Here is a 22,400-nt window from a genome sequence, read left to right as displayed (position 1 = left end):
TGTTTCACAGATAGTGCTAGAATAGTAGCAAGTTATCTGTGTTTTTTAAGCCAATTCTGTAAGTTTCAACTAACTTATTGTACGATATTATCATGAGTATGAAGTTTTGATTAAGCCAACCAAAACCCAGTTGCAGAAAGTGTGTTTCTGCTGGTAAAAAGGCCATTTCAGAGACCAAATACCCTTTCCTAGCCATGCCCCACAAAGTGCCTAATTGGCTGGGAAAAGCCACGCAATCGTTCCCGGGATTTTAGTGCCATATAGTATAATTGCCCATTGAAGCGGCTTACACCTCGGGCACATGCGCCACTCTATATAGCGTTTCGGGGGCGGCCTCGGGAGCGGCTACCGGCCGCTTGCGCCAGTAATTGGCCAGAATGGAGCCCGAAATGTTCATCCACGGGCTAAACACGGCGGCGGGCAGCCCCACCGTGCCCAGCTTGCCCATGCTGCCGGCCAGGCCCGAGGCCATGCCGCCATTTTGCAGCCCCACCTCGAAGGCCACCGTGCGGGCCGAGTTCACATCGAGCCCAAACAGCCGGCTCAGCCAGTAGCCGAAGAAATAGCCCGCCGCGTTGTGCAGCACCGAGGCCAGAAACAGCAGGAAACCCACGCGCAATAGGTTGTAGTGCCCGGCCGCGGTGGTCACGGCCGTGAAATAAATAATGCCGAACATGGACAGGTAAGGCATCACCTTATCGGTTGCGGGCAGCTTTTTCGCCAATTGATGGTACAGCACACCCACCACCACGGCCGCCACCAGGAAGCTGAAAATCTCCAGCGCCTGTAGCAACTCGGGACTCGGGACGCTGCGCTCAGCGAAAGCCCACACGCCCAGGGGCAGCGCCGCCAGCCAGAGCACCCCAGCCGCAGCCAGCAGGCCCACCACGCGCCGTCCTCGCGGCGGGGCGGTTTTCAAATAGTCGTGCAGCAAGGCGGCCATGATGGGCACCAGCACAATTTTGATGATTTCCATCATCATGCTCACAAACTTCACCTCGATGAGCGTGCCCGCCAGCAGCTTTAACAAGAGCGGCGTGAGAAACGGCGCCGCCAGCGTGGCCATGGCCGTGACCACCACCGACAGCACCATGTTGGCCCGGGCCAGGTACACCATCACGTTCGAGGCCAGCCCGCTGGAACAGGAGCCGATGAGGATGATGCCGGCCGCAATTTCCGGCTCGAAGTGAAACACCCGGGTGAGCAGCAAGCCCATGAGCGGCATTACCGAAAAGTGGCACAGCAAACCAATGAGCACGCCCTTGCCCGTGCTGCCCAGCCCCGAGAAGTCCCGGAGGCTCATCTGAATGCCCATGCCGAACATCACCAGTTGCACCACCGCCAGAATCAGCCACTTGTGGCGCAAATCCACACCGCCCCACGTTTTGAAGGCGCCGGGATACACCATGCCCGCCACCACGGCCACAATTATCCAGGCCGTGTACTGGTAGCTGCGCAGCAAGGACACCGCTTTCAGGCCCAGGGCCAGGCTCACCGCTGCTGCCACCGCCGCTGGCTGCCACAGGGCAGCGTTTTGCTGGCTGATACCAATGAGCAAGGCCACGCCCGCGAGGCTGGCAATAAGCAAGCAGAGTTGGAAGAGACGGTTCATGGAGCGCGGTGATTGGGATGACGGGCCGTTTTTAAAGATGGGCTGGGGCAGGCCCCGCGCTTACAGCAACTCGGCGGCCAGTTGGCGGATGGCTATGCCGGGGCTGGCCAGAATGGGCACCGGTCGGTCGGCCGCGGCCAGTGTGTCGACGACCCGCGCCATGCTGGCCTGGGCCAGCACCACCACGTCCACTGTGGTTGCCAGCTTTTTGAGCGCCGCGGCTACAATGGCATCATGGGTGGCGCCATCGCCGCTCATGAGGGCCTCGAAGGCGCCTTCGCAGAGCACTGAGGTCAGCTCAATTTCCTGGCCGGCGCGGGCAGCGCGGCGCTGCACCAGGTCGGCGGTGGGGCCGAGGGTGGTGGGCAGCGTGGCGATGACGCCGATGCGCCGACCGGTGCGCACGGCCTCATCGGCCATGGGCTCGTCGACGCGCAGCACGGGCACCCCGGCCAGGCCGGCAGCCTGCTCCACCGCCGCGCCGATGGACGAGCAGGTGACCAGCACGTAGTCGGCCCCGCCAGCCTCGGCCGAGTTCACGTAGCCCACCACCCGGCGGGCCACGGCCGGCGTGAGGCTGCCTTCGCGGTTGATGGTGCGGACCAGGCTGTCGTCGACAATGTTGAAGGTTTGCACGCCGGGCAAGAGCTCGGCGCAAAGCTGCTGGAACACGGGCACCAAGGTGGCGGAGGTGTGGACGAGGGCGAGGGTTTTAGGGGGCATGGCATTAATGATAAAGGAGGAGTAAAAGCTTGGGCCAGCTGGTGGCGTGGACTTTGCGAGTTTGCGCATTGCTTGCTGTGCCGCTGTTCGCCCGGCGCGGACTCGCAAAGTCCACGCTGGCATTCAGCGTTAATTGCCACGCATTTGGCCTTCGAGCAGCACGCCGAAATAGTCGGGCGCGCCTACCTGGCCACCCTTGAAATTGACTTCGGCGCCGTGCAGGGGCGAGCCCGGCGCCGAGGCGCGGCACAGGGGAGCGCCGGGGTAGAAGGGCGCTATCATTTCCACCGCTTCGATGCCCATGGCGCGGGCGGCGTAGCTGGAGGTGTCGCCGCCGGCCACCACCACGCGGCGCACGCCGGTTTGCCGCACGGCTTCGCGGGCAATGCGGCCCAGCGCGGTGCCGAGCACTTCGGCGGGTAGGCTTGGCGTGGGGCTGCCCGCTCCGCCGTTGGTATGAATGATGACGCTGCGCCCTTGCCGAAGATGGCCAATGACTAGCTGCTGAAGGGGCCCTGATGCATCCGGCAAACCAGCGCCCGCCGCCAGCTCAGGCGCATCGAGCACGACTTCCGCAAAGCCGTTGGCCTTAGCCCAGGCAATCTGCCCGGCCGTGACGGGGGAGCAACTGCCCGATACCACCAGCAGCGGCGCGGCGCGGCCGGGCGCGGGCCAGGCTGTCACCGGCTTCAACGTGTCGTTTTGCTGCCAGAGCTGTCCCAGCGCCATTTCAATGCCGGAGGACCCCACCGAGAATAAGGGGCCGTGTGCCGTGGCAAAGCTGTCGATGGCCGCGCCAATGGCTAACAGCTGTTCTTCGTAGATGGCATCAAACAGGATGACTTCGGCTCCGGCCTGTACCTGAGCAGCCAGGGTAACCCGCATTTCGGCCAAGGGCCGGGTGATTTGCAGGAGGTCGAGCAGCCCGGTTTGCAGGTCAGTTTGCCGGGCGAGATGCAGGCGCAGGTCGCTTTCGTTAGCGGGCGTGGTGGGGTGGCGGCTCATCGACGGGTGCCGGTCGAGGCGGAAGATGCCGCCGTCGCTGCCGATGCCCAGGCGCGCAAACAGGTTGCCAAAGGCGCAGTAGCGGCCCAGCGGCGGCGCGGCCACCAGCAAAGGCACGAAGGCACCCGGAAACACGCCGCGCCCCACCTCAGTGGCCCGGCCAATGCTGCCGATGCTGGGCGACGAATCGAACGTGGAGCACACCTTATAATGCACGTGCCGCGGCAGCAGCTCTCGCAGTTTTTCAAAAGCCGGTTGCAGCACCGCCTGCATGGCATGGGGCGGCATGGCGCGGGTGAGGCCGGCCACGCCAATGGCATCCAGGCCAGGGTAAGCGGCGAGCTGAGCGGCCGTGGGTGGCTCGATGAACAAAGCCGTGCGGGCCCCGGCCCGGCTCAGAAATTCGAGCGCGTCGGTACTGCCGGTGAAGTCGTCGCCATAATAGGCGAGGAGTAGCGGCTTGCTCATTTGGCGCCGAATTTTTCAACCGCCGCCGCAAATTCAGGGTGCTGCGCGGCGGTTTCCGTTAAGCTACGGCCGTCCACGGCGCCCTGCCAGGCTTGCTGCAGGGCCTGTACGCCGGCCGCCGGGCCCATGGGGTGGGCCAGGATGCCGCCGCCGGCCATGTAAAGCAAATCGGTGGTTCGGGTGCGGCGGTAAGTCTCAAAGGCCTGCCCGCCCCACTGGCCGGACGACACCACCGGGAGCACCGAATAGCCGCCCAGCAGCGGCGCCTGGCAGGCTTCGATGGAGGCCACCACGCTGTCGTCGGACTCCCAGAACTTGTTCTGGATGCCGTTGACGTGCAACTGGTCGACGCCCGCCAGCCGCCACAGCTTTTGGTAAGCGCGGAAGTCGATTCCTAATAAGGGATGCCGCGTCATCATGCCCCAGCCGTTGCGGTGGCCGTGAATGGCCAGGGCCCGCTGGTCGCAGATTTTGCGGGTGCCGGCCAGGCCCACGCTGTTGATGCTCACCATGGCGCAGGTGCCGCCGGCGCGCACCACGTACTCGTAGCGGCGCAGCATCTCGTCCACTTCCCCGCTGATGTTGAAGGCATACATCACCTTTTTGCCGGTGCGGTCGGCGTGGCGGTTGACGACGGCTATCACGGCATCGACGCGGGCCTCGAAGGGTGAGTTGGCGGCGGCCATCTGCAGCTCGTCGTCCTTCACGAAATCGATGCCCGCTTCAGCCAGCGTCTGCACCAGCCCAGCCGTTTGCTCCGGCGTGAGGCCGATGCTAGGCTTGATGATGGTGCCGATGAGCGGCCGGCCCTGCACACCGGTCAGCTCGCGGCAGCCCGCCACGCCGAAGGCCGGCCCGGCAAAGTGCTGCGCGTACGAGGCCGGCACGTCAATGTCCATCAGCTTCAGTCCCGTAAACTGGCGGATTTCATACAGATTCCCTTGCAGCGTGGACACCAGCAGCGGCAGGTTGTACCCAAAATTTTCCACCGACCACGACACCTGCACCCGCGCCCGATGATACAGCCCGTTGCTGGTCGTCGCGCCCGGAATGGCCGGCTCGCGCACCGTTTCCAACTCCTCAACCGACTCTACGCGGGCGGCGAAGCGCTGCTTGAGCTCCGCCGTTTCGCCCGGTACGGCTACGAAGGTGCCGGACGACTGCTCGCCGGCCAGCACGGCCGCCGCGTCCTCGGGGCGGAAGGGGGTTTCGATGTAGTAAGTGGCGGTGATGCGTTCCATATTATTGCAGACGTGGCGCCTCACCCCCTGACCCCCTCTCCGAAAAGGAGAGGGGGAACCAGATATGCGCGGGCGTCGGGCTCCCCTCTCCCTTAGGAGAGGGGCCGGGGGTGAGGCGTCATGTTAGGTTTTAGCTCTGAAAAACCGACTTCAAATAGGCTGTATTCGCGCCGAAATTCTTCTTCACGTTGCGCGGGTCGGCGGCGTCGCGGGAGCGTTCAATCACCAGCCAGCCCTCCCAGCCCATGCCGGCAAGGGTTTGCTTCACCTTGTTCATATCTAGGCGGGTGTTGTTTTGCAGCCACACGCCGTCCTCGTCGGTGGCGTGCATCTGGCAGATGCGCTTGCGGCCAAGGGTTTTCAACTCCGCATACAGGTCGCGACCTTCCTTGAGCGGGTTCGAGAAGTTGAAGTAAATCTGGATGTTTTTCGAGCCGATTTCCTTCAGCAATTCCACTTCGCCTTTGGCATCGAGCGCGGTTTCGATGCCGACAACGACGCCGGCTTTCTTCGCCATTTCGCCCACCACCTTCAGCCGCTCCACAATGGCAGGACGCAGCTCGGGGTTCTTGCGCAGGTCGCCCTGCGTGCCCAGGGGCAAGAAAGCCACTTTCACATTCAACTGCTTCATGGTGTCGAGGCAGTCCTGAATCATGCGCTGGTAGGTGGGGCGCGTGGCGAAGGACTGGGCATAAAACCCTGTCATCGCCAGCGAGCAGATTTCCAGGTTCAGCTCCTTGGCTTTGTCGATGAACTGCTGACGGATTTCGGGTTTGGCGAGCTGGTTGTCGAAGGTCTCGCGCTGGCCCAGGCCGCCCATGTCAATTTCCACGCCGTCGGCCCCAATGTCCTTGGTGAGCTGCAGCGCGCCCAGCTTCTGACGCTTTAGAATCATCAAGTCGACCACCGCCACTTTGTAGGTAAGCTTCTTTTTGGTGGGCGCGAGGGCACTGGCCCAGCCGGGCAGGAGCAGGCCGCCCGTCAGGAGCGAGCTGGCTTTCAGAAAATCGCGGCGGGAAAGGGTAGCAGTTTTCATCACAAAGCTGATTTAGCGAGTCTTATCAGTGCGAAATGGGCGGGCCGGCAAACCGGCTTCGGAAAACAGGTTGGGTTGCGCCACTTCGTCCCAGCCGAAGCGCACGGCCGTAGGGTGCGGCACGCTCGGGGCCGATACCAGCACCTGCGGACCCTGGATGCGGGCCTGCGCGGGCACAAACACGCCGTCGGCGCCGGCAATGGTGAAGTCGCTCAACGCCTTGCCGTCTTTGCTGACCAACGGTGCGGCCGTGGCAAACGAAACCGTGGCCACCGCACCCTTTACTTTCAGGCTGCGGAAAACCGGGCCTTCGGCCACTACGCTGGGCGTTTTATAGGTATTCGCCAGCGCCAGCAACGCCAGCCGCCGCCCGATTTCCCACTTGAAACCCGGATGAATGCCGCCTTCGGTATTGGCCAAATCGGTGGTTTCAATCATGCCGGTGTGCGGCACCTGCAGCACGGCCGCCTGCGCTTCGCGGAACAGCGGCAGGGTTTCGCGCGTGAGCACCACTTTGTCGTGGGTGTCGGAGTACTTAAACGGAGCCAGCGACACGTAGTAGAACGGTAGGCTGGCGTCGCCCCAAGCCGCGCGCCAGCTGCTGATGAGCGTGCGCATTTTCTGGGTATACGTCGTGGTTTCGGCCAAAAAACAGTTGCTTTCGCCCTGGTACCAGAGGAACCCACGCGCCGCCAGCGGTGCCAGCGGCTTCACCATCGTCTCCCAGAATTTGCCCGGGTCGCCGTCCACTTTCTTGCCCGCAAAAGCCGGGTCCTTTGCGAAAGCTTCTTCCGAAATCCAAGGCTCGATGCGGCTGCCGGGCACAGCGGAAGAAACCATGCCAACTGGCACGTTCAGGCGCTTATTCAGTTCCTTGGCGAAGAAATAGGCCGCCGCCGAGAACGAGCGCAGGGCCGAATCCTGCGCGATGGCCCAGTCGTGGTGCAGGGTGTCGGGTTTGGGCAGCGTTTTGCGGTTGACCAGGAAAATGCGGATGGCGGGGTTGTGGGCCACGCTCAGCTCGTCGACCGGGTTGGGGCCGGGCACGTCGGGCCGCGTCACCTTGCTGTTTTTGCGCATGGTGTATTCCATGTTCGACTGACCTGAGCACACCCAAACTTCGCCCACCAAAATGTTGCGCAGCCGGATGGTATTGCTACCGCTGATAACCAGCTCCGCCGGTGTGGCGGAGGCTTTGAGCGGCTTGAGCAGCACCTGCCACTTGCCCGCCGCGTCGGCCTTGGCGCTGGGGCGCTGACCGGCGAACTGCACCGTCACGGCCTCGCCCGGCGCGGCCGCGCCCCAAATGGGCACCGGCTTTTCGCGTTGCAGCACCATGCCGTGCCCGAGGATGCGCGGGAGGGTGATGGTGGCGCGGGCGGGTAGGGAGAGGAAGAAGGCAAGAACGAGGCAGAGACGCAATATTTTGCGTCTCGTCGTTGAACGACCAGAACTGCGCCGTCCGTCATGTTCGGGCGTCATCGTTCGAACATCGTCGTTCAACGAAGAGACGCAAAATATTGCGTCTCTACACTGTTCTGTTGTCCTCATTTCTTCTGAATCCAAATAACTTCCGCCCCCGTTGCCGCACCATTAAGCGTGACGGATTTTCCCCCTTTCACCGTCTCTTTCGAGTCGGTTAGCGCGCCGGTTTTGGGGTTGATGTGGTGCACCGCAAACGTGCCGCTCATTCCCGACAAATCGACTTGCACCGGCGACTGGCCCTCGCGGTACAGCAGCAGGCCGGTTTTGCCGTCGCTCATGGCCCACTGGTCGGCGGGCTTGCCGGGCAGTTCCATTGGTTTCATCCCGGCCACGGCCGTTGCAAAGCCGGCATCGGCCACGCGGGGCAGGCTGGCCATCGAGCCGCCCGCCAGCAGCACGGCCCAGCCGAAGGCGTCGTAGCCATCGGCCGAGTAGAGCACGGCTTTGTCGGGGAACTGCTGGCGGTACTCGCGCACGGCCCGGTACACCTGCTCAAACGAGCTGCGCTTGGGCGGCGTGAGGCGGGCGTGCTGGCGCGGGGCCAGGTTCTGGCCGCCGGCCGGCGCGTAGGCCTGGCCGTTGAACTGATAGTGCCAATAGTTGATGTCGATGACATCGACCACCTTGGCCCGCGCTGCATCCGCCAGAATGGCGTCCTGCACGTCTTTGGTGGTGCTCAGGGCGATGGTAGCGTGCTGGCCGGTTTCAGCTTCCCACTCTTTGATGGTATCGAGCCAGAACTGCACGAAGGCCAGCGGACCGGTGAATTCGGCTCCGATAAGGTGAATGACGCCGGTCTGGCCCTTGAAGTTATTGAGGCACTGGCGGATGTAGGCGCGGTGCAGCGGCCGGCGCGTGGCATCGGTCACGTCGTAGAATTGCTCGGCCATGAAGATGCGCTTGTCGCCGGCGTAGGGCGCGGGCTCCGGGAAACCCGTGTTGTTCACGTTGTTCACCGGGCGCCAGGGGAAGTCGGCGTAGTGCGCGCCGGCCTCGATGATGTTGTGCTGGAAGTAGTGCTGGTTGAGCAGCACGAGGCTTTTTTGGTCGGCCAGGTCGGCAAACTGGTGCAGGCGGCTCCAGTACCAGGCGTTGTACTTGGTGAGGTCGTAGCGGCTGAGGCCATCCCAGGCCAAATCCTTGCCGCTGCGGGAGAACGGCAGCTCGTAGAACGGCGCCCACACCTCGCCGTCCATGCGGCGGATGCGCTCGTGGTCGTCGCGCCGGCGCTCGTACCACAGGCCGTAGTTGTGGTGCAGGGCCACCACGTTCTGGGCCCGCATCGAGTCAGTCATTTCCGCCAAATCATCGGTCAGCCCGCGGCCAATCTGGCCCGGCACGAAGCGCGTGATATGGGGCTTGGGATTGAGCAGGCCGTAGGGGCGGGCGCTGCCGTTCCACCAGGGCACCTCCTGGCGGCGGCCCAGCACCAAGGCGTTGCCGCGCACCAGCACGCCCTGCGCCACCTGCAGCGGGGCTGCATAGGTCGGCGCCGGGGCTGTCTTCACCTTCAGCTTGTCGATGCTGGGGGCTGAGTTTTGAACCGAAATCGGCTGGCGCGTAGATGCGGCCTTCACCAGCTCCAGCACGGTAGGGGCGGGGTTCACCGAGAGCTTTGTCAGCTCCTGGGCCACGGCCACTTTGGGGCTGCTGCTGGCCTCGGTGGGCACCGGCAGCAGGATAGCGCGGGCCTTGGCGGCGTCGCCGAGCCGCTCCTGCAACTGCGCGTAGTAGAGGCTGCGCGGGTTAACGTTTTCGTTGGATTGGTCCCAATAGCCGTTACCGGCGAACTGCGCCCAGGTGCCGAAGGCCCAGTTCTGGGCCGTAGGCGGGCGGTAGCAGTCCACGCGGGACGCGGTGCACTGCCAAAACACGCTGTTGGCCACGGCCCAGCCGGCGCCCTGCCCGTCCTGCTCACGGTTGCCGAAGCGCAGGGCCTGGCCGTATTCCTTCACAATGTCGAACAGCACGCCCGAAGCCCAGCTGTCCACGCCGCCGCTGAAGCTCAGGGCTTGCTCGGCCTCGCACTGCACGAAGGCGTTGGGGCCGGCCGCGCAGAAACCCAGCGCAAAATCGTGGTAGCCATTCTCCGCATACAGCCGCTGAAACAGTGTCTGCGAACCCAGCGTGTAAAACGTATTGCGCCGCTCGTTGCCGATTTCCGACACCGGCTCAGTCGAAAGGCAGTCCTCCACCGTCAGGCGGCGCGTGGTGGCCTGGGCCAGCACGGCCGAGCCGGCAAAATGCCGGAAGCTGACCTGCCGTACCCAGGCATCCTGCGCGTTTTCAATGTCAATAGCCACCCAGCGGTGGTTTTCGTCTTTGGGGTTAGCGGCGTCAAAGGTTGATTCGAGCCGAAGGTTCTCTACGCCTACCTGCGAAACCAGGCCCGGCCAGGTATAGCGGGCCACGGTGCCGCCGCCATAGGCTTGGTCGAGCGCGGTAGTTAGCGGCGCATCCAGGGTGATGCCGTTGGCATCCACGGCAACTATCTGCCGGTCCCAGGCTAGGTCGCGCTGGCCGGGTTTCCAGCCCAGTGAGGACAGGCCGCCGCCGAAGGTTTCCATGCCCAGCTTATGCACCCAGGCGGCCGTGCTGGGCCGCCGCACCTGCACCCGGTCGCCCACCTTGAAGCTGTTGGCGTTGCCCACTTTTAGCGTGCGCGCATTCACCGGCACGTACTTATCGGTGATGGCCAGCGCGGTTTCAAACCGGCGGTCGTTGCGCCCGGCCACAGTCAGCAGGTGGTCGCGGCTCACGCCCGTGCCGATGACGACGGTTCCCCCGTCGCCCATGCCGCTGCCGCGCAGCACCACGCCCGACGCGCGGATAAACAGCCGTCCAGCCACCTCATACGTGCCCTTCTCCAACAGCACTGCGCCGCGCAGCCCATCCTTGCCCAGCGGTAAACCGGCCACGTAGTCCAGCGCCGCTTGAATGCGCGCGGTGCCATCGCCCGCCTTCACCGTCACCTTGATATTGGCCGTGGGAATGGCCGCCTCGCCCGCCCGGTAGCCAGCGTAGGAAAAGTCCGGTACCCGATTGCCCAGCGAATCCGGCGCGTAGCTCAGCTTGCCGTCCTTATATTCGATGGGGCCGGGTGGCGGGGCCGGCTTGGGCGCTTTCTGCGCGGCAGCCGGGCCGGCGGCGAGCAGGCCGGAAAGGAGCAGGAAGTAAACAGTGCGGGTGGGGCGGGGCACTGGAAAGTAGGTGGGCGTTTTCAGAGCAGCTTGATGGGATAGTCGAATAATCAAGAACGTCATGCTGAGCGCAGCCGAAACATCTCTACCGCGCAATGCATTTCATTTTACCATTGCAGTAGAGATGCTTCGACTGCGCTCAGCATGACGTTCTAAAACCGATAAGAATGGGTTACGGCTTCACCGTATTCAGTGCCACCAGGCTGTTGAGGTAGTTCTCAATGTTGGCGTAGCCGTTTTTGGCAATGGCCGCCGCGTCGGCTGCATTCTTGGGGTCGAAGCCGTTCTTCTTTTCGTAGTCGTCGGGCATGCCGTCCTTGTCGGCGTCGGCGTAGGGCTTGCCGGCGTAGGTGGGGTAGCCACCCACCTGCACCGGGTCGGTAATGATGCCCTGCTTGTAGGAATCAATCGGCAGGCGGCGGTGCTCAAACTGCGTGGTGGGCAGCTTCACGCCCTCTTTATAGGTGATTTTGCCGGTGCGGACCTGCTCCACCACGCGGGTGTCGACGGGGTCGCGCTTGGGCAGGATGGCGCCGGCATTTTCCAGCACGTAGCCGTAGGCTTTATCGGCCGGGATGATGGTAATTTCCGGCATCGGCAGGGGCTTGTCCACCTTCATGTCGGCCTGGTACTTGCCGGCGTTGGGCTGCTCTTCCACCTGCACGCCGCCGTTCCAGTTGTCCTTGGTTACCTCCGGGAAGCCTTCCACGATGTTGCCGGCCACGTAGGCGCGGCCGTACACCTGGTACTTCAGCTTGCTGCGGCCCGATTCAGGCTTCAGAATGCGGTGGCCAATGTTGGTGTCTTTCGGCGTGGAGGGGCCGGGCTTGTAGTAGTTGTTGATGATGTTGTAGAGGGCGCGGTAGTCGCCGCCGTCGGTGGAGCGGTGCACCCAGTTGAACATCACGTTGTTGGCGAAGTTGAACACCCCGTTCCAGCCGATGGACGGGTTGCGGCCCGCGTTGTCGGCCCACAGGTTGCGCATGAAGGTGCAGTTCTCGCCGCCCAGCGTGCTGCCGAAGGCGTGGTTCCAGGTATCGAGCGCTTCCGAGAAGATAGAATTCTGAATGGTGATGTTCACCGTCCCTAGCTTCTGCTCCGGAATGCCAGTGCTGTCGTTGTACATGTGGCGGTACATCGACATGTTCTCGTCCAGCCCCCAACTGGCCGAGACGTGGTCAATCATGATGTTGCCAATCGGGTTGCCGCCGATGGAATCGTCGCGCCGGCCCACGTTGGTTTCGCCCCGGCGGAAGCGCATGAAGCGAATCAGCACGTCGTGCGTGTTCAGCCACACCGATTCGCCAGCCACGCAGATGCCGTCGCCGGGCGCGCTTTGGCCCTCGATGGTGATGTATGGCGCCCGAATCATGAGCGGCGTTTTGAGGCGGATGATGCCGGCCACGTTGAACACCACGATGCGGGCGCCGCCCTGCTCGCAGGCCTCGCGCAGGCTGCCGGGCCCGCTGTCGGCCAGGCTGGTCACCATAATCACGCGGCCGCCGCGCCCGCCGTAGGTATAGGCTCCGCCGCCCTCCGCGCCCGGAAACGCCGGGATGCTGGCTTGCGGCAAATCGATGGGCCGGGCCGCCCACGGAATGTAGGGCTTGCCCTCGCGCTGCTCCTTCTGGATGATGGGGTAGGCTTTGTTCCAGGCAATTTCAGACTGCCGGTAAGCGTCCTTCATCATGGCCTCGCTGGCCTTCTGCACGTCCTGCGGAATCTTCGGGTACTGGGCGTGGGCCGCGAATTGCGCGGAGAAAAAGAGGCCTAAAGTGCCAAGCGAAGCAAGCGGTTTGTTCATGAGCGGGGTGGGGGAGTTTGGATGAAGCGAAATAACAGGGTAAAAACCGCCGGCACCTATACCATTTTCTCGACCCTGTGTAGGATGTTAGCATTCGCTTTAGTCGAGAAGGGGGCGACACGGCTTTGCTGAGTATACGCTCACCCGGGCACCTTTCCCCTGTCTGCTTCCCAGTATCGGAGCACTGCTATTGCTCAGCTCAAAAGGACAGAAAGGGGGCTTTGACTACTGAAAATGCACTTACATCAACTTACATATTCGCATCCCTGGCTTGCGAGCCGGTCGTTTGTGACGCTTCACCAATCCTCAATATTCAAGTAGCGCAAGCGGCTTTCGCAGTTGATTTATCGATTGTGTAAAAACCGGTTTGGCGATGGCAACATGCTATAAAAGCCCGCCAACATGGTACATAGAATTAGGTTGAGCACCCGATAATTTTGACCTGATGCCATTCGCCCATTTTGCTTCTTCTTCAGGTCGATTGCCAGCGCGCCGAAACCGCTGGAATCAGTTGGTTTGCTGCGCCGCCCTGTTGGTCGGCCTGTTGCTGGGCGCGGCCCGGGTGGCCGCTGCAGCTGGTGCCATTAAGCCGTCAGAACACCGTAGAGACGCGACACTTCGCGTCTCCTCGTTGAACAGCTACCTACGGTTGCCCGGCAGCGTCCAGACAAACACCACCCGGCGCCAACGCCGAGACGCGAAGTATCGCGTCTCTACAGCCCGCCAGGCAGCTGCGCAAACCCGCACCATCCTCCTGCCCAAAACCGCCCACGCCCGCCTGCAATATGGCGCGGAGCAGCTGGCCAAAGCGCTGAAAAATGTTGGGTATCAGGTACAAATACAACAGACCAACGAACTGCCCAAGGGCAAGCGCAAGGAACTGATTGTAATAGGCCTCCATTCCGACCCGCTAGTGCAGGATGCCGCAATAATATACCATGCGCCCAATAGTCAAAAGCCTGGCAAGGAAGGATTCACCATCACCTCCATGGATAAAGGGGCGCTGCTAATAACGGGCCTCGATAATTCCGGCGTCCTCTACGGCTGCCTGGAGCTGGCCGAACAGGTGAAAACGCAGGGCAAGCTCAGCGAAAATATTCACCTCACCGACCAACCTGAGATGGTGTTGCGCGGCACCTGCATCGGCGTGCAGAAGCCCACCTACCTCCCCGGCCGCAACGTGTACGAATACCCCTACACGCCCGAAACATTCCCCTGGCTTTACGATAAACAGCTCTGGGTGAAGTACCTCGACATGATGGTCGACAACCGGTACAACTCGCTCTACCTCTGGAACGGGCACCCGTTTGCTTCGCTGGTGCGGCTGAAGGACTACCCGTTTGCGGTGGAAGTGGACGACGCCACGTTTAAGAAAAACGAGGAGATGTACCGCTTCCTCACCGAGGAGGCCGACAAGCGCGGCATCTGGGTGATTCAGATGTTTTACAACATCATCGTCTCCAAGCCTTTCGCCGAGCACTACAACATCAAAACCCAGGACCGCGCCCGGCCCATCGTGCCGCTCATTGCCGACTACACGCGCAAGTCCATCGCCGCCTTCGTGCAGAAATACCCCAACGTGGGCCTCATGGTAGCGCTGGGCGAAGCCATGGAAGGCGCTGGCCAGGACGACGTGGACTGGTTCACGAAAACCATCATTCCCGGCGTGCAGGACGGCCTCAAGGCGCTGGGTACCACCGAGCAGCCGCCCATCGTGCTGCGCGCCCACGACACCGACGCGCCCCGCGTCATCACCGAAGCGTTGCCGCTCTACAAAAACCTTTATACCGAGGCCAAATTCAATGGCGAGGCGCTGACGACTTACACGCCGCGCGGCTCCTGGGCCGAACTGCACCGCAAACTGAGCGGCATGAATTCGGTGCACATCGAGAACGTGCACATCCTGGCCAACCTGGAGCCGTTCCGCTACGGCTCGGCCGATTTCATTCAGAAATCGGTGCAGGCCATGCACAACATTTACGGTGCCAACGGCTTGCATCTCTACCCGGAGTCGTCGTACTGGGACTGGCCCTACACGGCCGATAACGTGGCCGGCCGCCAGCTGCAGGTAGACCGCGACTGGCTGTGGTACGCCGAGTGGGCCCGCTACGCTTGGCGCGCCAACCGCCCCCGCCCGGCCGAAGTCGCGCACTGGAGCCGGCAGCTGGCCGCGCAATTTGGCTGCGACGAGCAGGCTGGCCAGCAGATACTGACGGCCTACGAGGAAGCCGGCGAAATCGAGCCCAAGCTGCTGCGCCGCTACGGCATCACCGACGGCAACCGGCAAACGCTCACGCTGGGCATGCTCATGAACCAACTGATTGACCCCAAGCGCTACGGCTTGTTTACGCTGCTTTATGAGTCGGAATCGCCGGAGGGCGAGATGATTATTGAGTACGCCGAGAAGGAGGCGAAAGGGGAGAAGCACGTGGGCGAAACCCCGCCGCAGGTGGCCAACGAAGTGGTGGAACACGGGAAGAAAGCTGTGGCCGCCATTGAGCGGGCGGCGCCAGCCATCAAGCAAAATCAGGCCGAGTTTGCCCGCGTTAAAAACGACATGTATTGCCAGGATGCGCTGGCCAATTTCTACGCTGAAAAGGCTCGGGCGGCCCTGCAGGTGCTGCGCTACAAGTACTCGCACAACGTGCAGGACCTCACGGCCGCCGTGCCGCTGCTGCAAAGCAGTGTGGCCCGCTGGCAGAAGCTGGTCGACCTCACCAAGGACACCTATCTCTACGCTAACAGCATGCAAACCTCGCAACGTAAAATCCCGATGCGCGGCGTGGACGGTACCTACAAAACCTGGGCAGAAATGCTGCCCGTGTATAAAAAGGAACTGGCCGATTTTCAGCACAACATCGACTCGCTGAAAACCGCTAAATCCCGCGTGGCTGCCCCGAAAATTGAGGTGCTGCGCAACGCCCCGGTGAAGCTGCTGAGCAAGGCCGATACTTACCCCGTTGCCAGCGGCCAGGCCGTTTTCGCTGATACCACGGCGCGCATCACGGCCCTCGCGCCGGAACTGGCGAAGCTGCAGGGCCTGCGTTTTGGCAAGGCACAGCAGGTGGCGCAGGGCACTGAAATCCGCTTCAGCACCACCAAGCCGGTGCGGCTGCTGGTCGGCTTTTTTAATCAGAAAAGCCCGCGCTTCCTGCCCATTCCAACCCTGGAAATTGACGCCAGCGCCAACGACTACGGCCAAGTCGACAGCAAGATTACCAATGCGCTAGCCATCGAGGGCATGCCGCCGGTGAATGTACACGCCTACGCTTTCAAGGCCGGTACGCACACGCTGAACCTGGCCCGCGGCGCCTGCCTGGTGCTGGGGTTTGTGGATGCCAGCCAGCCGCTGCGGACCTACGATGCCGGGCTGGGCGAGAGGGTGCGGAAGGTGGGCGAATTGGATTGGTTGTTTGAGTAAGGTCGTTCTGGCGGGGCGCCTCACCCCCCGGCCCCCTCTCCCAAAGGAGAGGGGGTGCCTGATGAAATCATAGAGAAGCCAGTCAATAAAACGCCTGGCACCCCTTCTCCTTTGGGAGAGGGGGCCGGGGGGTGAGGCGCCCCGTCTGCGCAAATTGAAATCCTTATGAAACACACCCGCCTGCTTCTTTCCCTCAGCCTGCTCAGCGCTACGCCCGCCGTCGCCCAGCAGCCTGTGCTCACGCCCGAGCACCTGCGCGCCAGCGTGGCCCGCTTCAATGCCCTGGACAAGGAGGACGTCATCAACCTGGTGCCCAATGCCCAGGCCGCCGACTGGCTGGCCCGCGAGGTGCCCCTTTTCGAGTGCCCCGATTCGGCCATTCAGGAGACGTACTACTACCGCTGGTGGACCTTCCGCAAGCACCTCAAGCAGACGCCCGACGGCCACGTGTTCACGGAGTTCATCACGCCGATGAAGCACGCCGGGCCCTACAACACCATCAGCAGCGCGCTGGGGCACCATATCAACGAGGGCCGCTGGCTGCACGACCCGCAGTACATCGACCAGTACACGCGCTTCTGGCTGACGGCCAAGCAGCCGCAGGTGAATGCCAAGCTGCACAGCTTCAGCAGCTGGCTGCAGGACGCGGTGTATAGTTTGTATGAGGTGAATAACAACCAGGCTTTTATGCAGGAGCTGCTGCCCGCCCTCAATGCCGACTACCGGCAGTGGGAAAAGGAGCGGCGGCTGCCCAGCGGCCTGTTCTGGCAGTACGATGTGCGCGATGCCATGGAGGAATCCATCAGCGGCGGGCGCAAGGAAAAGAACGTGCGGCCCACCATCAACAGCTACATGTATGGCAACGCCAAAGCCCTGGCCGCAATGGCCAAGCTGACCAAAAATGACACGTTGGAGCGCAAGTACGCCGCCAAAGCCAAGCAGCTCCGCGCCGATGTGCAAAAGACGCTCTGGGACCCCAAAGCTAACTTCTTCAAGGTGCAATACGAGAAGGGCGGCCTGTGCGAGGCACGGGAGGAACTGGGCTATATTCCCTGGTACTTTAACTTGCCCGCCGACAAAGCCACTTATGCCAAACAGTGGGAGCAACTCACTGATGAGCAAGGCTTCAAAGCGCCCTGGGGCCTGACCACGGCCGAGCGGCGCGCGCCCGGTTTCCGCACCCACGGCTCGGGCCACGGCTGCGAGTGGGACGGCGCAGTGTGGCCTTATGCCACCACGCAGACGCTGAAAGGCTTAGCCAACCTGCTCACCGAATACAAGCACCACGACGGCATGAGCGCGCAGGTGTACTACGACGAACTGCGCAAATACGCCCTCTCACACCAGAAAAACGGCGTGCCTTACCTGGGTGAGTACCAGGATGAAAAGAACGGCGAGTGGCTGAAAGGCGACAACCCGCGCAGCAGCTACTACAACCACTCCGGCTTCGCCGACTTGGTGATAACCGGCTTAGTAGGATTAAAGCCACGGGCCGATAACATAGTGGAGGTTTTCCCGCTGGTACCGCCCGGCAAGTGGGACTACTTTGCCCTCGACCAGGTGCGCTACCACGGCCGCATGATTTCCGTGGTTTGGGACAAGACCGGCCAGAAGTATGGCAAAGGCCAGGGCCTGCGCATTCTCGCCGATGGCAAGGAAATAGCCCACGCCAGTGAATTGAAGCGGGTGACAGCCAGGCTGCCCGGCTGAACGATGTAGAGACGCAACATTTTGCGCCTCGTCGTTGAACGTCCGATACCGCGCCAACGCGCATTGTAAACAACATCAGCAACGACGAGACGCAAAATGTTGCGTCTCTACATCGTTCAAGCGACACTCGCTATGAAGCACTTCTTCTCCGCCTTTCTCCTGCTCCTCACCGTCTCGGCAGCCCGCGCCCAGGACCATTACAACGTTCTGAAATACGGCGCGAAAAACGACAGCACCAAGCTGTCCACCGCGGCCATTGCCAAGGCCATTGACGCGGCCAGCAAGGCGGGCGGCGGCACGGTGTACTTCCCGGCCGGGCGCTACCGCACGGGCCCCATTCACCTCAAAAGCAACATCACCATTGAAATAGGCGCGGGCGCCGTCCTCTATTTCAGCGACAATTTCGACGACTACCTGCCCATGGTGCCTTCGCGCTACGAGGGCATCGACGTGACCAGCTTTTCGCCGCTGTTCTACGCTTACAAGGCGGAAAACATCACCATCAAGGGCCGGGGCATCATCGACGGGCAGGGCAAGAAGTGGTGGGACTATGCCGAGGGGCAGTCGCGCAAAAGCCAGGATTCGAAGTGGCAGCAGGAGTTCAAGCGGCTCAATGCCAATATTCTTAAGCCCGATGAGCAGGGCGGCGTGATTGACCGGGCGTTCTTGCGGCCGCCATTCATTCAGCCCATGTTTTGCAAGAATGTGCTCATTGAAGGCATCACCATCCGCAACTCGCCGTTCTGGACGGTGAACCCGGAATTCTGCGAGAACGTGACCATTACGGGCGTCACCATCACCAACCCGAAGTCGCCGAATACCGACGGCATCAACCCGGAGTCGTGCCGCTACGTGCACATTTCGAACTGCCACATCAGCGTGGGCGACGACTGCATCACCATCAAATCGGGCAAGGACGCGGCCGGGCGCAAAATGAACGTGCCGGCCGAAAACTACACCATCACCAACTGCACCATGCTCAGCGGGCACGGCGGCGTGGTCATTGGCTCGGAGATGTCGGGCGGGGTGAAGAAAATCGTGATTTCCAACTGCGTGTTTGATGGCACCGACCGCGGCATTCGCATCAAGACGGCCCGGGGCCGGGGCGGCGTGGTGGAGGATATTCGGGTCGACAACATCGTGATGAAGAACATCCGCGACCAGATGATTGTGCTCGACATGCAGTACGCCAAATCCACGCCCGAGCCCGTTTCGGAGCGTACGCCGCGCTTCCGCAACATCCATTTCAGCAACATCACCGCCGAGGGCAACCAGGCCGGCCTGCTGAACGGCCTGAGCGAAATGCCCATCGAGAACGTTTCGTTTTCCAACCTGAACCTCGACGCCAAGCAGGGCTTCACCATCCGCGAGGCGCGCAACATCGCCTTCCACAACGTGCAGGTGAACACCGCCATCGGCCCGGCCGTGCGCGCCGAAAGCGTGCAGTTGCTGCGCCTCGACGGCGTGGGCAGCGCCACCCCGCTGGCCGGCACCCCGCAGGTGGAGCTGACGAACGTGGAGGATGCCTTCGTGTATAACTCCTTTCCGGCGCTGGGCACCGAAACCTACCTCAAGCTCAAAGGCGCCAAAACCCGCAGTATCGTGCTGCAAAACAACAATTTCAAGTACGTGAAAGCGCCCGTGTCGCAAGACGAGGCGGTGACGGAGCGCGTTGTCGGGCCGTAGTTAGAACGAAACTTGGCCGTCATGCAGAGCACAGCGAAGCATCTTGCTTGCCACCACTAAATCAATCGATTGAATTACCGCCTGCGGGCAAGATGCTTCGCTGTGCTCTGCATGACGTTCTGATTTGTAATAAGTCCCTTTCTTAATGCCGCGCCTCTTCCTTTTCTTCCTGCTCCTCACCATCCCTGCCGCCGCGCAGCAACCGCTGAAGCTCTGGTACGCCCAACCGGCCGCGAAGTGGACCGACGCACTGCCCATCGGCAATGGCCGGCTGGGCGGTATGGTGTACGGTGGGGTGGGGCAGGAGCACATTCAGTTCAACGAAGCCACGCTCTGGACCGGCCGCCCGCGGGCCTACGCCCGGCCCGGCGCCGCGCAGTACCTGCCCCAAATCCGGCAGCTGCTGGCCGAGGGCAAGCAGGCCGAAGCCGAGGCCCTGGCCGAGCAACACTTTATGGGCCTGAAGGACCACGAGGAAACGTACGACACCGAAAAAGCCGCCTGGCTGCAGAAAATACGGGCCGTGAGCGTGGCGCAGGCCCTGGCCCAGCCGGGCTGGAAACCGCTGGCCATCCCGACGCCCAACGGCTGGGAAAGTGCCGGCCTGGAAGGACTGGACGGCGCCGTGTGGTTCAAAACCACCTTCGACCTGCCCGCCGCCTGGACCGGCAAAGACCTCACCCTGAGTTTGGGCCGTATCCGTGACGTGGATGTGACCTACGTGAACGGCCAGCAGGTGGGCACCGACGAGGGCATCAGCAAAAAGCGGCGCTACCGGGTGCCGGCCGCCGTGCTTCGGCCGGGACGCAATGAGGTGGCCATTCAGGTGCTGAATTTCTATGATAAGGGCGGGCTGATTGGCGTGAAGGAAAAGCAGCCGGTGTTTGTGGTCTACCCCGAGAGTGCCGCGCCCGAAACCGGCGTGGCGCTGAGCCCCGACTGGCAATACTGGGTGCAGGATGCCAACCCGCCGCTTACCCCGAGCTACCAGGCCTCGTACCAGCCGTTTGGGGATTTGTGGCTGGATTTCCCGCAGGCTGGTCCTGCAACGGGTTATCGCCGCGAGCTGGACATCCGCCAGGCCGTGGCCCAAACCACCTACCGGCAAAACGGCGTGACGTATACCCGCGAGTACTTCGCGAGCACCCCTCAGCAAGCCCTGTTCTGCCACCTGACGGCTTCGGCCAAAGGCAAAATCACGCTGAACGCCCGCTTCGCGAGCCTGCACGACAAACGCAAAATCTACCGCGTCGACGACCACACGCTGGCTTTGGCGGTGCAGGTGCGCGACGGGGTGCTGCGCGGCGTGAGCTACCTGCGGGCGACGACGAAGGGCGGCAAAGTGACCGTGACCAACGACCAACTGCGCATCGAAAACGCCGATGAAGTCACCTTCAGCCTCACCGCCGCCACCAATTTTAAGAGCTACCAGGACGTATCGGGGCAGCCCGAGCAGCTGGCGAAACAGCCGCTGGACCAGGCTGCAAAACGAAGCTACGCCGACCTGAAAGCGGCACACATGCGGGACTACCAGCAGCTGTTCAATCCCTTTGCCATCGACCTCGGCCACACCGCCAACGAGCAGCTGCCAACCGACCAACGCATCCTGAAATTCAGCCCCACGGCCGACCCCGCGCTGCTGGCGCTGTACCTGCAATTTGGCCGCTACCTGCTGATTTCCTCCTCGCGGGCCGGCGGGCCGCCGGCCAACCTGCAGGGCCTCTGGAACGAGTCGCTGACGCCATCGTGGGGCAGCAAGTACACCACCAACATCAACCTGGAAATGAACTACTGGCCGGCCGAGGTGCTGAACCTGTCGGTCTGCACCGCGCCGCTGTTTGGCTTCATCGACCAGCTTGCCCAAACCGGCCGGGCCACGGCCCAGGCCAACTACAACGCCCCCGGCTGGGTGCTGCACCACAACACCGACATCTGGGCCGGCACCGCGCCCATCAACGCCGCCAACCACGGCATCTGGGTGACGGGCGCGGCTTGGCTGTGCCAGCCCGTTTGGGAGCATTACCAATTCACGCAGGACCGGGAGTTTCTGCGCCAGCAATACCCCGTGCTGAGGGACGCCGCCCGGTTCTATGCCACTTTCCTTGTGAAAGACCCGCGCACCGGCTGGCTCATCAGCACGCCCTCCAACTCGCCCGAGCACGGCGGCCTGGTGGCCGGGCCCACCATGGACCACCAGATTATCCGGGAGCTGTTTAACACCACCAGCGCCGCAGCTAAAATCCTGGGCGAGGACGCTGACTTGCAGAAAGAACTAACCACGAAAGCCGCCCAGATAGCGCCCAACCAAATCGGCCGGCACGGCCAGCTGCAGGAGTGGCTCGAGGACAAGGACGACCCCACCGACACGCACCGGCACGTGTCGCACCTCTGGGGCGTATTCCCGGGCTCCGAAATCAGCCCGGCCGACCCCAAGCTGCTGCAGGCCGCCCGCACCTCGCTCACCCAGCGCGGCGACGGCGGCACCGGCTGGAGCCTGGCTTGGAAAGTCAACCTCTGGGCCCGTTTCCGCGACGGCGACCACGCCCAGCGCATCCTCCAGAACCTGCTTTCGCCCGCCGAAAACGGCACCGGCCCCGAGCAGGGCGGCGTTTATAAAAACCTGTTCGACGCCCACCCACCGTTTCAGATAGACGGCAACTTCGGCGGCGCGGCCGGCATGGCCGAAATGCTCCTGCAAAGCCAAACCGGCGCCCTCGACCTGCTGCCCGCCCTGCCCACGGCCTGGGCCACCGGCAGCGTGCGTGGCCTGCGCGCCCGCGGCGGCTTTGTGGTGGATATGCAATGGGACGGCGGCAAGCTGACCACCGTGGAAATCAAGTCGGAAGCCGGGCAAGAGTGCGTGGTGAAGTATGCCGGGAAGGAAACGCGGTTGGCAACGAAAGCGGGAAAGATTTACAAGTTGAATGGGGAACTGCGCTAGGCGTGGCGCCTCACCCCCCGGCCCCCTCTCCCCAAGGAGAGGGGGTGCCTAACGAATAGCTGAAAATG

12 protein-coding genes are annotated in these 22,400 nt (G+C 62.5%); 4 read left to right on the top strand and 8 right to left on the bottom strand.

Features of this window, described 5'->3' with window-relative positions; translation table 11 throughout:
* Nucleotides 1-286: 286 nt before the first annotated feature.
* From JAO73_RS15655 to JAO73_RS15620, 8 genes are all read right to left on the bottom strand, one after another.
* Nucleotides 287-1,612 carry a bile acid:sodium symporter family protein gene (locus tag JAO73_RS15655; protein WP_198978079.1) on the bottom strand — a complete coding sequence of 442 codons (1,326 nt, stop codon included), beginning with the start codon at nt 1,610-1,612 and terminating at the stop codon, nt 287-289.
* A 60-nt stretch (nt 1,613-1,672) separates the two neighbouring features.
* Complete coding sequence (locus JAO73_RS15650; protein ID WP_198978078.1) at nt 1,673-2,335, bottom strand: aspartate/glutamate racemase family protein; 663 nt, start codon at nt 2,333-2,335, stop codon at nt 1,673-1,675.
* A gap of 129 nt (nt 2,336-2,464) precedes the next feature.
* Nucleotides 2,465-3,808, bottom strand: coding sequence for a four-carbon acid sugar kinase family protein (locus JAO73_RS15645; protein WP_198978077.1), 1,344 nt, complete (start codon nt 3,806-3,808; stop codon nt 2,465-2,467).
* Nucleotides 3,805-5,049, bottom strand: a complete 1,245-nt coding sequence (locus tag JAO73_RS15640) for a ribulose-bisphosphate carboxylase large subunit family protein (protein WP_198978076.1) — start codon at nt 5,047-5,049, stop codon at nt 3,805-3,807. The genes JAO73_RS15645 and JAO73_RS15640 overlap by 4 nt, the downstream gene beginning before the upstream one ends.
* Nucleotides 5,050-5,179: 130 nt before the next feature.
* The gene (locus JAO73_RS15635; protein ID WP_198978075.1) at nt 5,180-6,085 is read right to left on the bottom strand and encodes a sugar phosphate isomerase/epimerase family protein; all 906 of its coding nucleotides are present in this window, start codon (nt 6,083-6,085) and stop codon (nt 5,180-5,182) included.
* A 12-nt stretch (nt 6,086-6,097) separates the two neighbouring features.
* Nucleotides 6,098-7,507 (bottom strand): sialate O-acetylesterase, encoded by a 1,410-nt coding sequence (locus JAO73_RS15630; protein WP_198978074.1) that lies wholly within the window; start codon nt 7,505-7,507, stop codon nt 6,098-6,100.
* A gap of 125 nt (nt 7,508-7,632) precedes the next feature.
* Nucleotides 7,633-10,770: a DUF6298 domain-containing protein gene (locus JAO73_RS15625; protein ID WP_317191233.1), complete on the bottom strand. Its 3,138-nt coding sequence runs from the start codon at nt 10,768-10,770 to the stop codon at nt 7,633-7,635.
* 172 nt (nt 10,771-10,942) lie between these two features.
* Nucleotides 10,943-12,574, bottom strand: a complete 1,632-nt coding sequence (locus JAO73_RS15620) for a pectate lyase family protein (protein ID WP_198978073.1) — start codon at nt 12,572-12,574, stop codon at nt 10,943-10,945.
* Nucleotides 12,575-13,019: 445 nt separating this feature from the next.
* Between JAO73_RS15620 and JAO73_RS15615 the strand changes: the two genes are divergently transcribed.
* The 4 genes from JAO73_RS15615 to JAO73_RS15600 all read left to right on the top strand — a co-directional run bounded on the left by JAO73_RS15615 (nt 13,020) and on the right by JAO73_RS15600 (nt 22,332).
* On the top strand, nt 13,020-15,995 hold the full coding sequence (locus JAO73_RS15615; RefSeq protein WP_502213695.1) for an alpha-d-galacturonidase: 2,976 nt from the start codon (nt 13,020-13,022) through the stop codon (nt 15,993-15,995).
* A 165-nt stretch (nt 15,996-16,160) separates the two neighbouring features.
* A complete protein-coding gene (locus JAO73_RS15610; protein WP_198978071.1) occupies nt 16,161-17,705 on the top strand; it encodes an MGH1-like glycoside hydrolase domain-containing protein in 1,545 nt (514 codons plus the stop codon).
* Nucleotides 17,706-17,837: 132 nt separating this feature from the next.
* A complete protein-coding gene (locus JAO73_RS15605; RefSeq protein ID WP_198978070.1) occupies nt 17,838-19,391 on the top strand; it encodes a glycoside hydrolase family 28 protein in 1,554 nt (517 codons plus the stop codon).
* 145 nt (nt 19,392-19,536) lie between these two features.
* Nucleotides 19,537-22,332 (top strand): glycoside hydrolase family 95 protein, encoded by a 2,796-nt coding sequence (locus JAO73_RS15600; protein ID WP_198978069.1) that lies wholly within the window; start codon nt 19,537-19,539, stop codon nt 22,330-22,332.
* Nucleotides 22,333-22,400: the final 68 nt, after the last annotated feature.

The sequence above is a fragment of the Hymenobacter miniatus genome (genome assembly GCF_016427455.1).
Classification (GTDB): domain Bacteria; phylum Bacteroidota; class Bacteroidia; order Cytophagales; family Hymenobacteraceae; genus Hymenobacter; species Hymenobacter armeniacus.
Note: the sequence above shows the minus strand (reverse complement) of the source record. Positions and strands in the feature narration are given on the sequence as shown.

Excerpts from the sequence above, each read along its gene's own strand:
- JAO73_RS15615 (WP_502213695.1), top strand. The coding sequence starts at position 13,020 with ATGCCATTCGCCCATTTTGCTTCTTCTTCAGGTCGATTGCCAGCGCGC.
- JAO73_RS15620 (WP_198978073.1), bottom strand. The coding sequence starts at position 12,574 with ATGAACAAACCGCTTGCTTCGCTTGGCACTTTAGGCCTCTTTTTCTCC.
- JAO73_RS15605 (WP_198978070.1), top strand. The coding sequence starts at position 17,838 with ATGAAGCACTTCTTCTCCGCCTTTCTCCTGCTCCTCACCGTCTCGGCA.
- JAO73_RS15645 (WP_198978077.1), bottom strand. The coding sequence starts at position 3,808 with ATGAGCAAGCCGCTACTCCTCGCCTATTATGGCGACGACTTCACCGGC.
- JAO73_RS15650 (WP_198978078.1), bottom strand. The coding sequence starts at position 2,335 with ATGCCCCCTAAAACCCTCGCCCTCGTCCACACCTCCGCCACCTTGGTG.
- JAO73_RS15640 (WP_198978076.1), bottom strand. The coding sequence starts at position 5,049 with ATGGAACGCATCACCGCCACTTACTACATCGAAACCCCCTTCCGCCCC.
- JAO73_RS15635 (WP_198978075.1), bottom strand. The coding sequence starts at position 6,085 with ATGAAAACTGCTACCCTTTCCCGCCGCGATTTTCTGAAAGCCAGCTCG.
- JAO73_RS15655 (WP_198978079.1), bottom strand. The coding sequence starts at position 1,612 with ATGAACCGTCTCTTCCAACTCTGCTTGCTTATTGCCAGCCTCGCGGGC.
- JAO73_RS15600 (WP_198978069.1), top strand. The coding sequence starts at position 19,537 with ATGCCGCGCCTCTTCCTTTTCTTCCTGCTCCTCACCATCCCTGCCGCC.
- JAO73_RS15610 (WP_198978071.1), top strand. The coding sequence starts at position 16,161 with ATGAAACACACCCGCCTGCTTCTTTCCCTCAGCCTGCTCAGCGCTACG.